A 14,227-nucleotide genomic window follows, 5' to 3' on the forward strand; every position below is an offset into this window, starting at 1 on the left:
ACGGGCTGCCTTTTTTCTATTTGATGAAGCAAGGGTTTGAACAACCGTTATCGTCGCTCAAACCCTTGCTTCTTTATACATTTGCGGAGCACTTGCCCGTTCTATTCTGGCAAGTCAAGTTTGACTGTCACTTTCTGTAACGGTACATCGTAAAAAGGATCTTCACGACGTCCTAAAAAGTCTTTTCCTTGTTGTGGGAACATCGCATATAATAGGACATCCTCTTCAGATTTTGCGTATTGTTGGATTTCCTTTTCTAAACTATGCAACTCTGGTTTCAATAAATCCGCTGGTCGACAAGTAATTACTTCTTCATCCCCAATGATTTTTTGCTTAATCTCTTCTGCGATAGGTGCTGGTGATTTGCCATATTCTCCGCGCACATAATCTTTGATTTCATTCGGTATTAAGGAATATCTTTCCCCAGAAATCACATTCATTAAAGCTTGTGTTCCGACCATTTGTGAAAGCGGCGTAACTAGTGGTGGATACCCTAAATCCGCTCTTACTTTAGGTACTTCAGCTAAAACTTCTTCATATTTGTCTTGTAAACCTTGCTCCGTTAATTGACTTAATAAGTTTGATAACATACCACCAGGCACTTGATAAATCAAGGTTTTCGGTTCCGTATCTTTAACTTTAGGGTTTAAAATGCCTTCACTTCTAAAACGATCACGAATCGGATTGAAATAGTCAGCAATCTCTGTTACTTTTTCCATATTTAAACCTGTTTCAAAGCCTAAATCTTCTAACGCAATGGCTACAGATTCTGTGGCTGGTTGACTCGTACCGCCAGCGAAAGAAGAGATAGCTGTATCGATGATATCCGCACCTGCTTCAGCAACTTTTAAATAGGTCATCTCAGAAATACCACTAGTCGCATGCGTATGCACCTCTAAAGGTAAATCAATGGCATCTTTCATTTTGCTCACTAATTCAAAACCCGTTTGTGGCGTCAAAACGCCTGCCATATCCTTAATACAAATGGAATCCGCTCCTGTTTGACTTAATTCTTTGGCTAATTTTACAAAGTAATCGATGGTATGAATTTCACTCGTGGTATAAGAAATCGCTGCTTGACAGTGTCCGCCAGCTTCTTTTGTTGTTTGAATTGCTGTTTGTAAATTACGGACATCATTCAAGGCATCGAAAATACGAATAATATCAATCCCATTTTCAACTGATTTTTCGACAAAGGCCCGCACCACATCATCAGCGTAATGACGATATCCTAGTAAATTTTGTCCTCGTAATAACATTTGAAGTTTGGTATTTTTAACTTCTTTGCGAATTTGGCGAAGACGTTCCCAAGGATCCTCGTTTAAATAGCGGACACAGGAATCAAACGTTGCCCCGCCCCACATTTCTAATGCATGAAATCCTGCCTCGTCCATTGTTTTAATAATCGGCAGCATATCTGAGGTTGGCATCCGTGTTGCAATTAAACTTTGTTGTCCATCCCGTAGCACCGTTTCTGTAAAACGAATTTTTTTACTCACTTGGCTGCTCCTTTCGTGTCAAAATTATTTCTGTTATTTTTTCTTGCATTGCTTCAAGACTGTGACGTCGATTTCGTCCACAGACTTTCGCCTCTTCTTGGCAAATAAAACAGCGCCGTGGTGGCAAGCCTAAATCTCCTCGATGAAGGCTTTTTAGTTCTTCATTTCCCCATAAAACATCTAGGTCCACTAAACGACCATAAGGATGTGTTTCTTCAATTTTGACCATTCTTTGTTTTAATTCTTGTGGGGCTAACGAAACCGCCAAATAATATTCAGGACCTGTCTTTTCATTCCGGTAAAAATTAACAATCGGTACTTGATCCAGCAATTGTTGCTCGACTTCGTCAATTACTTCTAAAAAAACAGCCGTTAAGGTGGGCGAATTTTTCACTTCTCCAGGAATATTCATTGTGGCAGATAAGAGACTAGCTTCTGGTGCTGTTTCTAACAACTCCTTCTGTGTGGCAGCTCTTTGTTCGCGAGCATCCAACATCTCTAAAAGTGTTACTTTTTCCCCATTAAACATTGCGTACCACATCAATTAGACTACCATCTCGGTATTCAATTAACGCAACGACTTTGTCTCCATATTTAATTGGTTCCGGGGTGCCAACAATGTTGTAGGCTTTGTCTTTCAACTCTTCTAACGTAAACTGAGGAACATCTAAAGTTTTAAAACAATCAATTAAGTCTGTTCTTTTTGGATTGATTGCAATGCCGACTTCTGTTACTACGACATCGACACTCGTACCTGGTGTAACGACTGTATTTACTTGCTCAACAATTGTTGGAATCCGTCCACGAACAAGTGGTGCAATCACTAGACTCATTTTACAAGCCATACTTGTATCGGAATGTCCGCCAGAAGCACCACGGATAACACCATCTGAACCAGTAATGACATTTACATTAAAATCTGTGTCCACTTCTAAAGCAGATAAAATAGCTGTGTCTAATTGATTAATAACCGCCCCTTTGCTAAGCGGTGAAGCATACATATTGGCATCAATTTCATAATGATTGGCATTTTCCCCTAAAGAAATAGCTGATGGATGATCAAAGTCTTGGACGTCAATAATTTTTTCTACTAAGCCTTCTTCCAAAAGTTCCACCATTGCATTCGTAATTCCGCCTAAAGCGAAACTTGCTTTAATACCATCTTTAAGCATTTGTTCTCTCATGAACCGCGTAACTGCTAGTGAAGAGCCACCTGTTCCTGTTTGGAATGAGAAGCCTTCTTTGTAGTAAGGAGAATGTGTAATTATTTTTGCGGCATATTCAGCAATCAATAATTCTTTGGGATTCTTTGTAAAACGTGTTGCGCCTTTGGCAATTCCATCTGGATCACCAATTGCATCAATTTCTACCACATAATCAACATCTGTTTGTGGAATACTGATAGGGGTATTAGGATATGGTACTAATGTGTCAGTAATGATGACCACTTGATCCGCATATTTTGCATCGACCATCGCATATCCAAGAGAACCACAGGTAGCTTTTCCTTTGGTTCCATTCGCATTTCCATAAGCGTCTGAACTTGGTGCACCTAAGAAAGCTACATCAATATGGATATCGCCTGCTGCTACTGCCCGTGCCCGGCCACCATGTGAACGAATCACCACAGGATTTTCCATGATACCTGCTGAAATAGCGGCGCCTACTTTATCTCTCAAACCTGAAGAAGTAATGTTGGTGACTACTCCATTTTTAATGTGTTCGATCAAAGGTTCATGAACATTTGCAATTGAACTAGGTGCAATCGAAATGTTTTTCAGCCCCATGGCGGCAATCTCGGCTAAAACTAAATTCATCACATAGTCTCCTTCACGGAAATGGTGATGGAAAGAGATGGTCATGCCATCTTTTAAACCTGTTTTTTCAATTGCTTCACGAATACTTCCTAAAAGTTTTGTCTCCCGAGGTTTCACTGGTTTAATTGCTCGGCTCGCTTCTTGATAAGCATCAATGTGTGCTAATTCTCCTTCATAAATGCCGTATTGCTCTGCATAAGATTGAGGAATGTCTTTGCCTACTTTATTTACTACCATGTCTATATTTCCTCCTCGGTAATTAATTTAGCCGCCAATGCTAACGCAATGACCCGTTCAGCTCGTTCAACAATTGGTTTATCAACCATTTTTCCATTTACGGAGATAACACCGGAACCTTTTGCTTCGGCTTCCCGAATGCCCCAGATTACTTCCTTAGCATTCTGGATTTCTTTTTCTGTTGGCGCATAAATAGTATTAACTAATGGGATTTGACGAGGGTTAATCACCGATTTCCCATCGAAACCTAGCTGTTTAATCAAACGAACTTCGGCTTCAAAGCCTTCCGTATTGTCTACATCTGAATAGACCGTATCAATAGCTGCAATCCCAGCTGCTCGAGCGGCATGTAAAATCATGCTACGAGCAAAGAATAGTTCTTGGCCATCTGGATGGCGCCGTGTTTTCATATTGGTAACATAGTCTTCGGCGCCTAATGCGATGCCAATCAAGCGAGTTGAACTTTTGGCAATCGCGGGCGCATTTAGAACGCCTTCAGCCGATTCGATGGCAGCCATCATTTTCGTTGTTCCTACGGGAATGTCATTTTGCTGTTCTACTTCTGTAATGACTGCCTCGACATCAATGATATCTTGGGCTGTTTCTGTTTTTGGTAAACGAATCACATCGACACCAGCTAAGACCATTGCTTCAATATCTTCTGCGCCACCGGCATCTAAAGCATTGATCCGAACAACAATTTCAATATTGCCATAATCGAAAGTTTTCAAAGCAGAATGGACTAAAACACGGGCAGAGTCTTTTTCTTTTAATGAAACTGCATCTTCTAAATCAAACATGATTGAATCTGCCCCATACAAAGGTGCATCTCTTAGCATTGCTGCGTTCGCTCCAGGGACAAACATCATTGTTCTTCTTAAACGTTCCATGAGTCCAACTCCTTCCAATCATACGTTTCTTTTTCAGCGCCTCGATGTAAAACTGTAATCATCCGAGCTTTGATCGTACAATCTAATGCCCCTTTATCAATCGCCTTGACCGCAACGCCTTGGACATCTAAATGTTCCAAAGTTGTCGTAATCACCTGACGAATTTGATTGCCAAATTGTTTTTCGACACTACTTTCTAATTCAATGGTATTTTCTGTTGATTCAATGGGTTGGACGGTAATCATAATATCACTTGATTCTACTGTCCCTGCAGTAGCATTTTTGATAATCTTCACTTTCTTCACCTCATTAGTTTCTTGTGTTCTACTAAGTATTGATAACTTGTTGCTGGTAAAAACTTCTTGAGTGTCTCTTTGTCGCCTTCAGCCATCGCTTTGCGAACTTTCGTCGCACTAATCAGCTCTCCATCAATCGCTAATCGCGGGACAATGGTTAGCGTTATCGTTTGTCCGAAAACTTGTTGCATTGCTTGATTGTAGACATCGGTCACTTCTGAATAAGGCTCTTCTCCCACATAACGTTGCTGAATTTCAAGTATGGGCGCAATTCTTTCTTTAAATAACGTTGCATCAAGCGTTGCTTGAATTGCAGCTACCTCTAATGGCGCTTTTTCTTTCAAAAAATAGGTAGGAAAAGTCGCAGACGAAACTAAGTAATCTTCTGTAGATAGGACTGTCACATTGGGTAAATGGGCTACCCCTTTTTGCACCATTGCGAAACGTGCTTCTTTTGAAAACAGCGATTTATCTTCAGATAAAACAAACACATAAACGTGCGGACTTTCTTTGGCTGCTTTTTCGACTAAGTACTGATGGCCTTTCGTAAAAGGATTTGCATTCATGACAATGCTACTGGCTGGCCCTGCTTTTTTATGCTGTGTCAGGTAACCAAGATAATCGGCAAAATCTGGTTTGCCTTGCTCCATAAATAGCACCTCTTGATTCGCAACCACTTTTTGAAAGCCTAGCGACTGAAAAATTTGTTCATTTTTTGGTTTTGTATACAAAAAACTGTGTAATTGGTTTTCTTCTCTCAGTTTTTCAAGTAGATGAACCACCAATTGGGTTAACAAATTTTCAGATTGATATTTTTTACAAACGGCCACGCACTTAATCGTTTTGCCTGAAAGCGAGCCAGAGGCGATTAATGCTGTGTCATCATATATGCCAACGGTGTAATCAAGTGCTTCTGTCGTTTGCAATTCGGCTTTTTCCATTAATTCGCGCCAAGCTTGATAAGCTTTTTTATCTTTTTGCAACCAGATTCTTTTCATTGTATATACGCTGCTCACAGCAATAACCTCCTTTATTTTTTAATTGGAAATAATTTTGTTAGTAATTTAGACGCTAGATAAATGATAAATAAAACAACGAAAACGCCGCCCCAACCAAAACCTAACAGTTCAAAAGCAATTTTTAAATCTTCCATGTTAACAGACATGTATTCGTTCTCCTTTCCGTCCTATGTTAAAAAGGCTAATAGTAAGCCACCAGCAATTACAGAAGCGATTTGTCCTGAAACGTTGGCACCAGCAGCATGCATTAAAATAAAGTTTTGTGGGTCTTCATCTGTAGCCATTTTTTGAATGACCCGACTAGACATTGGGAAAGCGGAAATACCCGCAGCACCAATCATGGGATTGATTTTTTCTTTTCTAAATAAATTCAAGAATTTAGCAAAAAGCACGCCGCCGACTGAGTCCATAATAAAGGCGACTAACCCTAAGCCAATAACCATCAACGTATCGACTTTTAAGAACTCTGCATAGTTCATGCTAACGGAAATAGATAGTCCTAGCAAGATACTAATAATATTGACCAATTCATTTTGAGCTGTAATGGATAAACGATCCAAAACGCCACATTCTCTTAATAAGTTCCCAAACATTAAGAAACCAACTAATGGTAATGACACCGGCGCAATTAACCCTGCGACAATCGTAATAACAACCGGGAAAAGAATTTTCGCTGTTTGAGAAACTTCACCGGCCCGATAAGTCATACGGATCCGACGTTCGGCTTTCGTCGTCACTGCTTTAATCGCTACTGGTTGAATAATCGGAACTAACGCCATGTAGGAGTAAGCGGCAACCATTATGGCCCCCATGTATTTTGAATGTAAGGTATTTGCTACGAAAATAGACGTTGGACCATCAGCGGCACCAATAATCCCAATCGAAGCAGCATCGTTTAAATCAAAACCTAATAAAACAGCCATAATAACTGTAAAGAAAATCCCAAACTGTGCAGCGGCACCAAACATCAACATAAACGGATTTTGTAACAATGGCCCGAAATCAATCATTGCCCCAATCCCAATAAATAATAATAACGGGAATAATTCTGTTTTTATTCCAAAATCAAAAAGAACATTAAACGGACCTGGCTCGCCGCCAGCGCTCAATACGCCGGAATTGGGAAAGTTCACTAAAATCGTTCCTAAACCCATCGGCACTAAAAGTGTTGGTTCATACTCTTTTTTTATTCCTAAATACATTAATAGTCCACCAATCAGCATCATCACAATGCGTCCTGGTTCTTGGCCCATTCCTATAACACCTTGAATCAGTGTCTCCACACAAATCACTTCCTCTTCTTAAATTAATTCTAGTTAATTGTTATTAATGGTTCCCCTGGATTCACAATTTGGCCTTGGGTAACATGAATTCCTGTTACCGTACCTGCTTTTCCTGCAACGATTTCATTTTCCATCTTCATTGCTTCTAAAATTAACAATGGTTGGTTCTCAGACACCGTATCACCAACATTGACTAATACTTTTAACACAGTTCCTGGCATTGGCGCAGGCATTGCATCTGCTCCTGCTGGGGCGGCTGGCTGTGCTGCTGGCGCTGGGGCTTCTTCAACAGCAGGGGCTGGTGTTTCTGTCGTAGCAACTGGCGCTGTTGGTTGTGGTGCAACAGGTGCTGGTTGTGGGACGCCACCGATTTCTTCCATCTCGACTAAATATTCTTTCCCATCAATTGAAATTTTAAATTTGCGTAACATAATGATCCTCCTCAAGGTTTTGTTTTGAAATTCTTTTGACAACTAGCTGAGACTCTTCTGAAAGCTCTGCAGCTATACTGGCTGCAATAATGGCAACTTCTTTTGCTTCTGGATTTCGTTTTGCGATTTTTTTGATAACAAAACGACTTTCTGGAAACTCTCCTGCTGCGATGGCAGTGGCCACAATACTTACCAATTGATATTCTTTTGGTTCAGCAGGAATATATGCTGGTATATCTATCCATCGCTTTTCCAAGTTATCCGCTTCACGTTGGATAACGCTTTCATTAATCTCGGTATCCTGCGTGTGTTGCTCTTTCTTGAATAAGGACTTAAATAGGCCCATATTGTCTCTCCTTTCACTAATTCTTGGTATACGTTCATTATAGAAAAAACCGTTAAAAAACCTAGTGAAAACACTAGCTCAGATTGTTCTTTTATTGTTTATTTTGTGAAAAAAACTCTGTAAACATTGGTATATAAGCATTTATCAGCCGTTAAGATTCTATTAATATTATATTAAGTTATTAATAAGAATTTGATTGTTGAATTGTTTTTTTGATGTTCTTTTTGTTTTAGGCTATTTATTCTCTGCGAAAGTTTGTATATTCTCACACTATAGACAAACACAAAAAATATTTTTTGTTGTAAACCAGAATACTGTGAAACATTTCTCATGGCTATTCTTTTTTATTAACACCGGTTGTTAACGCTTACAAAAAAGTTCTAAAAAAAGAAAGGAAGAAAAACATGTTACTCACTATTTTAGCTTATGGTATGATTATCATCTTTATGTATGTAATCATGAAAAAGAAATTGTCACCGTTTACATCTTTAGTAATTATTCCTCTTATTTTTACTTTGATTGCAATTGCAACTGGAGTAGCGAGTCCGCCACCTGGTGCTGACGGTGTTGTCCCTGAAGTCAACATTGGGAATTTCGTCTTAGATGGGATTTCAACTACTTCAAAAACTGGTATTATGTTATTATTTGCCATTCTTTACTTCTCTATTATGTTGGACGCTGGTTTGTTTGACCCAATCACTAAAAAAATGATTTACTTTGCTAAAGGCGATCCAATGAAAGTCTTGATGGCTACTGCGGTAGTTGCTGCTGCTGTTTCCTTAAACGGAGATGGAACAACCACGACCTTGATTTGCTGTTCTGCGTTTATTCCCATCTACAAAAAACTTAATATGAAATTGATGAATTTAGGTGTGCTTGTTATCTTACAAAACACCATTATGAACTTATTACCTTGGGGCGGTCCAACAGCTCGTGCCATGGCCGTACTAGAAGTTGATGCCGACATTCTTTCTTATTTAGCACCTGGTATGATTTTATCTGTATTGTATGTTATCTTCTTTGTTGCTTATCGCATGGGGAAAAAAGAACGTGCTCGCTTAGGCGTGACAACGCTTACTGATAAAGAATTGGAAGAAATGACTATTGTTAACGATCCTGAGTTATTAGAAATTCGTCGTCCAAAGAATTTTGCATTCAATGGTATTTTAACGATTATCTTAATCGGTTGGTTAGTCCTAAGTTCATTCGTTGGTCAATTAGGTTTGCCTTCGTGGATTGAAATGCCACCGCTATTATTATTCCTAGTTGGTACTTGTATCGCTTTAATGATCAACTATCCAAAATTAAAAGATCAAAGCAGCCGCATCAGTGCAAATGCTGGTGACGCTGTGCAAGTAGTTATCTTAGTTTTTGCTGCTGGCGTCTTCATGGGCTTATTCCAAGGTTCTGGTATGGCCAATGCCTTAGCAAATAGCTTTGTTAATATTATTCCAAAACAATTAGCCGGCGCTTGGGGCTTAGTGATTGCGTTCATTTCAGCACCAGGAACATTCTTTATTTCAAACGATGGTTTCTATTTCGGTGTCTTACCAGTCCTAGCAGAAGCTGGACGTTCTTATGGATTTGACAATATGTCTATGGCTTTAGCTTCCTTAATGGGGCAAGCGTTCCACTTATTAAGTCCATTAGTGGCATTTATTTACTTGCTATTACGTTTAACTGGTTTAGATATGGGCCAATGGCAAAAAGAATCGGCAAAATATGCCTTAGGAATTTTCGTTATTTTCGTTGTTACAATTGTTGCTTTAGGTCACATGCCTTTATTTATTCCACAAAATTAAACGTCGTCGCTGAAACCGTAGGAGTGCCTTTTCTCCTCGGTTTTCTTTTCATTTTGTCTTTTCTTGCGTTATATTTTCATTTTTAATATTATATTTATTATCTATAAAAATAACCTATAGGGAGGTGCCTCATATGAATCCAACGGTTGAAGCAGTAAAACGGAACTTAGATTTAACCAGCAGTAAACCTCTAAAAATTTGTACCTACGAAGCCTTTAAAAAAACCATTATTTTAGGGGATATTCCTGCGGGTGAACGGATTAACGAAAAAGAATTTTCCGAGCAATTAAACATTAGTCGGACGCCCATTCGCTTTGCTTTACAAGAATTGGTCAAAGAACAATTGGTAGAACATATACCTATGGTGGGTATCGTGGTTAAAGGGATTAGTATGAAAGATGCTTATGAAATTTATGATATTCGTAAATCTTTGGACACTTTAGCAACCATTAAAGCCATGGAACTCATGACACCAGAAGATTTTGATGAATTGGAAGCCTTACTTCTCGAAGGAGAACAATACAATAAAAATAACCAAGTAGATGACTTACTACAGAACTTTTCAGATTTTAATTCCTTTATTTATACTAAGAGTCAGATGCTACGTTTAAAAAAAATTGTGACTGATCTCCATGCTTACTTAATCTATTTCAGAGATATTGCGATTCGTGCCTCAGAACGTCGTAGTATTGCCCTAGAAGAACATTGGTTAATTTTCCGCGGAATGAAAACAAAGAATATTGACCAGATCACACTTTTAACCCATGAACATCTAAATCGTTCGCTTCAATTTATTTTGAAAGAAATGGAACGTCGGCAAATTGAATAAGCAAAAAAGACCCGCAGTCGCTCGTGCAGCTGCGGGCCTTTTTTCATTTTTTTTGTACGCAACCATCTGGCGTAAAGGTATAACCAATGCCCCAAACGGTCCGAAGGTAACAAGGTTCTTTCGGGTTTTCTTCTAATTTACTTCGTAAACGATTAATAAAAACCATAATCGTATTCGCATCGACATCCCCAGTACCCCAAACACTGCTGTAAATTTGTTCTTTAGAGAATACTTGCTCGGGATTCTCCAGAAAAAATTGAATTAATTGAACTTCTTTCGAAGACAATGAAATAGGTAAATCCTTTTTAAATAGTTGATAACGACCATAATCAAAACGGAAATCGCCTACCTGTAGCTCTTCTTTTTTATAAACATTCAATTGTTTTCGAATCATTCGAGCTCGATTCAACGAAGCAATCACCTGAGCCTTAAAAACATTCAAGGAAAAAGGTTTCGTTATATAACTATCCACGCCCATTTCCAAGGCTGCAATAATATCCTCTTCTTCTTTTTTGCTACTAAAAAAGATAATTGGCACTAGTGGATATTTCTCTCTAATCATTTGGACTAAGTAGTAACCATCGCTGTCATGTTCCAAGTTATCATCTAAAATGAACAAATCAAAGGTAACTCTGGACACGATATCTTTTGTTTTTTCAATTGATTCACTTTGGTAAATAAGAATACCTGTTGATTGTAATGCTTTCCAAATCAAGCGACGAACTGCTGCATCATCATCTACAACCAGTATTTTCTCCGTACGCATACCTGTTGCTCCCCCTACGTCTCTTTACAAAACTTTTTCATTTGAATTTACTACTGGAGTAATTACTGATTATCATAACATAAAAAAAGAAACGAAGACGGCTAAAAAATCATTTAACAAAGAAACGTTAGCAACTATTCAGTCCCTGCTGAGAGTTGCCAACGTTTCTTTGTTTGTTTAAAAATACTTCTTAACTGGTTCAACCACTAAATACCGATAAGGTTCATCCCCTTCAGAATGGGTTTTGATTTGCTCATCTTTACTTAGCGTGTGATGAATTTGTTTTCTTTCAAAAGCCGGCATTGGTTCCAAGAAGACTGGCCGCCCAGTACGTTTGGCTTTTTCCGCGGTGCGTTTCGCTAAACGTTCCAAAATTTCATGACGTTTTTCACGATAATTTCCGACATTCACAACAATCGATAGCTTATTGCTTGCAATGCGGTGAATAAAGACTTGCGCTAAATACTGTAACGCATTTAACACTTTTCCGTGTTTTCCAATTAAGATACCTTGTTTTTCTGTTTCTAAATGGAAGATAATATTGCCATTCTCGCGCGCTATGCGAACCATGGCAGGGGCGTTCAGTTCATTTGAAATATTCGTTAAATACATCGCTAATTCAGTAATAGCAGCTTCGTCTTCCAGATTTTCTAAAGAATGTGTTGATTCCTCTGAGAGACTAGGAATTGCTTCGGTTAATTCCTCAACTGCTTCTTCCACTGCTGTTGCTTCATCGGCAACAACAATATCTTCCACTGTTTCTTCGACCGCTTCTGTGACTTGCTCACTAATCGTTGGTTCCATTGAAATTTGGGCAAGTTTTTTTCCTAGACCTAAAAATCCTTTTTTTCCTTCGTCTAACACATCAATTGTAACATCCTCTTTGGTTAAACCAAGTGCTTGTAAGCCTTTCTGCGTTGCTTCTTCGATTGTATTTCCTTCATAAATCGGCATCTGAACGACCTCCTTTATTTTTTCTTCCCTTTTTTCTTAGGACTTTTTGCTCGTTCAAGCGCTCGCTCCCGTGCTTTGGCTTGACGTGCTGCTTCCTCCCGCTCTTTACGGATTTTGAATGGATTGTTTAATAACAATGTTTGCCCTGTTTGGAAGGCATTTGAGACCACCCAGTAAAGAGATAAACTGCTGGCTAATGAAATCCCCATAAAGAAGATCATCGCTGGCATAACGTAATTCATAATTTTCAGTGAGGCATTTGTTTCTAGTTGGCTCATACTTGAAAGATACGTACTAGCAAACGTAAAGACAGCTGCTAAAATCGGTAAAATTAAATACGGATCCGGCTTATCGAGGCTTAACCACAAGAACGTTCCTTCTTTTAACTCAGGCACGCGTGAAATGGCTTGATACAAAGCCATCATGATTGGTAGTTGAACCAACAGTGGTAAACAGCCAATGTAAGGATTCACATTATTCTCTGCATACAAACGTTGCTGTTCTTCTCGGAATAAGCGTTGTGTTTCAGGATCTTTTGAAGAATATTTTTGTTGCAAGGCCTTTAATTGCGGTTGCAACTCTTGTGTTTTACGCATACTCTTCGTTTGGAAATGCATCAACGGCAATAAAATAATCCGGATGACTAACGTAAATAGGATAATCCCAATTCCGACACTGCCGCCTAATGATAGGAACTTAATCGCTTGGGCAAAATAATAAACAATGTATCGATCCCAAATTCCTGTACTACTTTCACTTACGGGCGCGGTTCCGCAGGCGGATAAAACAAAGACTAAGGTCACTAACCCAGCCATTAATAATAAGCGCTTATACTTCTTCACTACTCAATTCCCTCTCTTACATCTAATATTTTAGCTAAATTTAACACATGTGTTAAATTAGCTTTCACTTCTTCAGACGATAACTTTTCCAATCCTGGACGTGCAATCACGATAAAATCAATTTCTGGAGAGATACGGTCTTTTAATTGAAATAAACTCGCGCGGATTTTCCGCTTCACAGCATTTCTTGTGACCGCGTTTCCAATTTTCTTCCCAACAGAAATCCCCACTCGAAAATGGACTTGTTGTGGTTTCTCTAAAACGTACACCACGAAACGACGATTTGCACAAGATTGTTTTTTATTAAACACCTGTTGAAATTCTTTTTCTTTCTTGACACGGTAGGACTTTTTCATCGGCATCCCTTTGTTTCTATATTTTTTTACTTCTTAATAATAATAGCATATTTCCGCTCTTTTTTAGTAGCCTTTTCTATAGAATCCTGCTTTCTTTTATTGAAAACAGAAAAAGAACCCTTAGTTATCTTCACATCTTCCAAAAAATTATGGAGATAACTAAGGGTTCTTAGAAATTGACTGTTTAAAAGACCAGACCATCATTAAGCAGAAATAACTTTTCTACCTTTACGACGACGGCTTGCTAATACGCGACGGCCATTTTTAGTGCTCATACGTTTACGGAATCCGTGAACTTTTTGGCGTTTACGTTTGTTTGGTTGATACGTTCTTTTCATGCAATTACACCTCCTGAAATTGTAACTATCCATCAATATATAGACATACTTTGATAGTATAACGAGTAATAGGGTCTTTTGTCAATAAAATTTAAGAAATATTTCCTGAGAAAGATTCGTTTCAATTATCCACAAATTAAATTTTCCTGTGAGTAGCTTGTGGATAGTTTTCCACATTTTTTTCTGTTCACAGCCATTTTTCCACTAGTTTTACACAAAAAAACAGCCTGTTAAAAAGTTTTACACAGGTGCTTTTTTAGCTGTTGATAAGTTATTGAAACATGATTGTGTCAAGCTTAATTATTCTCAATTTTTTGTGGATAACTCATTCAACAACCACTTTCTTCCGCAAGTGTCGACACCCTGTGGAAAACTTTTTTCACCCTTGTGTACTTTTTTTCCACATTGAACAATTGCTTGTGGAAAAAGTTTTAAAAAAATGCTAAAATCGACTATGCTCATTCTTTTAAGTTATCCACATTTTTTAGATAACCAAAATTTAAACATATAGGAGGTCACTGT

The 14,227-nt window shown here is 38.5% G+C and carries 17 protein-coding genes; 2 read left to right on the forward strand and 15 right to left on the reverse strand.

The window, feature by feature from the left end; genetic code table 11:
• Positions 1-101 precede the first annotated feature (101 nt).
• The 10 genes from IGM09_RS13100 to IGM09_RS13145 are packed head-to-tail and all read right to left on the reverse strand — an operon-like array spanning position 102 to position 7,818.
• A complete protein-coding gene (locus IGM09_RS13100; protein WP_002355994.1) occupies positions 102-1,499 on the reverse strand; it encodes an oxaloacetate decarboxylase subunit alpha in 1,398 nt (465 codons plus the stop codon).
• On the reverse strand, positions 1,492-2,028 hold the full coding sequence (citX, locus tag IGM09_RS13105) for a citrate lyase holo-[acyl-carrier protein] synthase (protein WP_002390266.1): 537 nt from the start codon (positions 2,026-2,028) through the stop codon (positions 1,492-1,494). The genes IGM09_RS13100 and citX overlap by 8 nt, the downstream gene beginning before the upstream one ends.
• Positions 2,021-3,553, reverse strand: coding sequence for a citrate lyase subunit alpha (citF, locus tag IGM09_RS13110; RefSeq protein ID WP_002355996.1), 1,533 nt, complete (start codon positions 3,551-3,553; stop codon positions 2,021-2,023). Before citF ends, citX begins: the two co-directional genes overlap by 8 nt.
• Before the next feature lie 2 nt (positions 3,554-3,555).
• Entirely contained in the window at positions 3,556-4,443 is an 888-nt protein-coding gene (gene citE, locus IGM09_RS13115; RefSeq protein ID WP_002355998.1) for a citrate (pro-3S)-lyase subunit beta, read from the reverse strand.
• A complete protein-coding gene (gene citD / locus IGM09_RS13120; RefSeq protein WP_002355999.1) occupies positions 4,431-4,739 on the reverse strand; it encodes a citrate lyase acyl carrier protein in 309 nt (102 codons plus the stop codon). The genes citE and citD overlap by 13 nt, the downstream gene beginning before the upstream one ends.
• Positions 4,740-4,744: 5 nt before the next feature.
• Positions 4,745-5,737, reverse strand: coding sequence for a [citrate (pro-3S)-lyase] ligase (citC, locus tag IGM09_RS13125; RefSeq protein WP_002408139.1), 993 nt, complete (start codon positions 5,735-5,737; stop codon positions 4,745-4,747).
• Between the two features lie 32 nt (positions 5,738-5,769).
• The gene (locus tag IGM09_RS13130; protein WP_002356001.1) at positions 5,770-5,904 is read right to left on the reverse strand and encodes an OadG-related small transporter subunit; all 135 of its coding nucleotides are present in this window, start codon (positions 5,902-5,904) and stop codon (positions 5,770-5,772) included.
• A 21-nt stretch (positions 5,905-5,925) separates the two neighbouring features.
• A complete protein-coding gene (locus tag IGM09_RS13135; RefSeq protein WP_002383526.1) occupies positions 5,926-7,041 on the reverse strand; it encodes a sodium ion-translocating decarboxylase subunit beta in 1,116 nt (371 codons plus the stop codon).
• A 29-nt stretch (positions 7,042-7,070) separates the two neighbouring features.
• Positions 7,071-7,472: an acetyl-CoA carboxylase biotin carboxyl carrier protein subunit gene (locus IGM09_RS13140; protein WP_002363547.1), complete on the reverse strand. Its 402-nt coding sequence runs from the start codon at positions 7,470-7,472 to the stop codon at positions 7,071-7,073.
• Positions 7,456-7,818: a hypothetical protein gene (locus IGM09_RS13145; RefSeq protein WP_002356004.1), complete on the reverse strand. Its 363-nt coding sequence runs from the start codon at positions 7,816-7,818 to the stop codon at positions 7,456-7,458. The genes IGM09_RS13140 and IGM09_RS13145 overlap by 17 nt, the downstream gene beginning before the upstream one ends.
• A 404-nt stretch (positions 7,819-8,222) precedes the next feature.
• Between IGM09_RS13145 and IGM09_RS13150 the strand changes: the two genes are divergently transcribed.
• On the forward strand, positions 8,223-9,620 hold the full coding sequence (locus IGM09_RS13150) for a CitMHS family transporter (protein ID WP_002410309.1): 1,398 nt from the start codon (positions 8,223-8,225) through the stop codon (positions 9,618-9,620).
• A 133-nt stretch (positions 9,621-9,753) separates the two neighbouring features.
• A complete protein-coding gene (locus IGM09_RS13155) occupies positions 9,754-10,449 on the forward strand; it encodes a GntR family transcriptional regulator (protein WP_002356006.1) in 696 nt (231 codons plus the stop codon).
• Between the two features lie 43 nt (positions 10,450-10,492).
• Here the strand turns inward: IGM09_RS13155 and IGM09_RS13160 are convergent, their stop codons facing one another.
• The 5 genes from IGM09_RS13160 to rpmH all read right to left on the reverse strand — a co-directional run bounded on the left by IGM09_RS13160 (position 10,493) and on the right by rpmH (position 13,705).
• Positions 10,493-11,215: a response regulator transcription factor gene (locus tag IGM09_RS13160; RefSeq protein ID WP_002363545.1), complete on the reverse strand. Its 723-nt coding sequence runs from the start codon at positions 11,213-11,215 to the stop codon at positions 10,493-10,495.
• 177 nt (positions 11,216-11,392) lie between these two features.
• Positions 11,393-12,169 (reverse strand): RNA-binding cell elongation regulator Jag/EloR, encoded by a 777-nt coding sequence (jag, locus tag IGM09_RS13165; RefSeq protein ID WP_002361456.1) that lies wholly within the window; start codon positions 12,167-12,169, stop codon positions 11,393-11,395.
• Between the two features lie 14 nt (positions 12,170-12,183).
• Positions 12,184-13,011, reverse strand: coding sequence for a YidC/Oxa1 family membrane protein insertase (locus IGM09_RS13170; protein ID WP_002356010.1), 828 nt, complete (start codon positions 13,009-13,011; stop codon positions 12,184-12,186).
• Entirely contained in the window at positions 13,011-13,367 is a 357-nt protein-coding gene (gene rnpA, locus IGM09_RS13175; protein WP_033625232.1) for a ribonuclease P protein component, read from the reverse strand. Before rnpA ends, IGM09_RS13170 begins: the two co-directional genes overlap by 1 nt.
• 203 nt (positions 13,368-13,570) lie before the next feature.
• Positions 13,571-13,705, reverse strand: a complete 135-nt coding sequence (rpmH, locus tag IGM09_RS13180; protein ID WP_002356012.1) for a 50S ribosomal protein L34 — start codon at positions 13,703-13,705, stop codon at positions 13,571-13,573.
• Positions 13,706-14,227: the final 522 nt, after the last annotated feature.

This window comes from Enterococcus sp. DIV0167, from assembly GCF_050541555.1.
Lineage (GTDB): Bacteria > Bacillota > Bacilli > Lactobacillales > Enterococcaceae > Enterococcus > Enterococcus faecalis.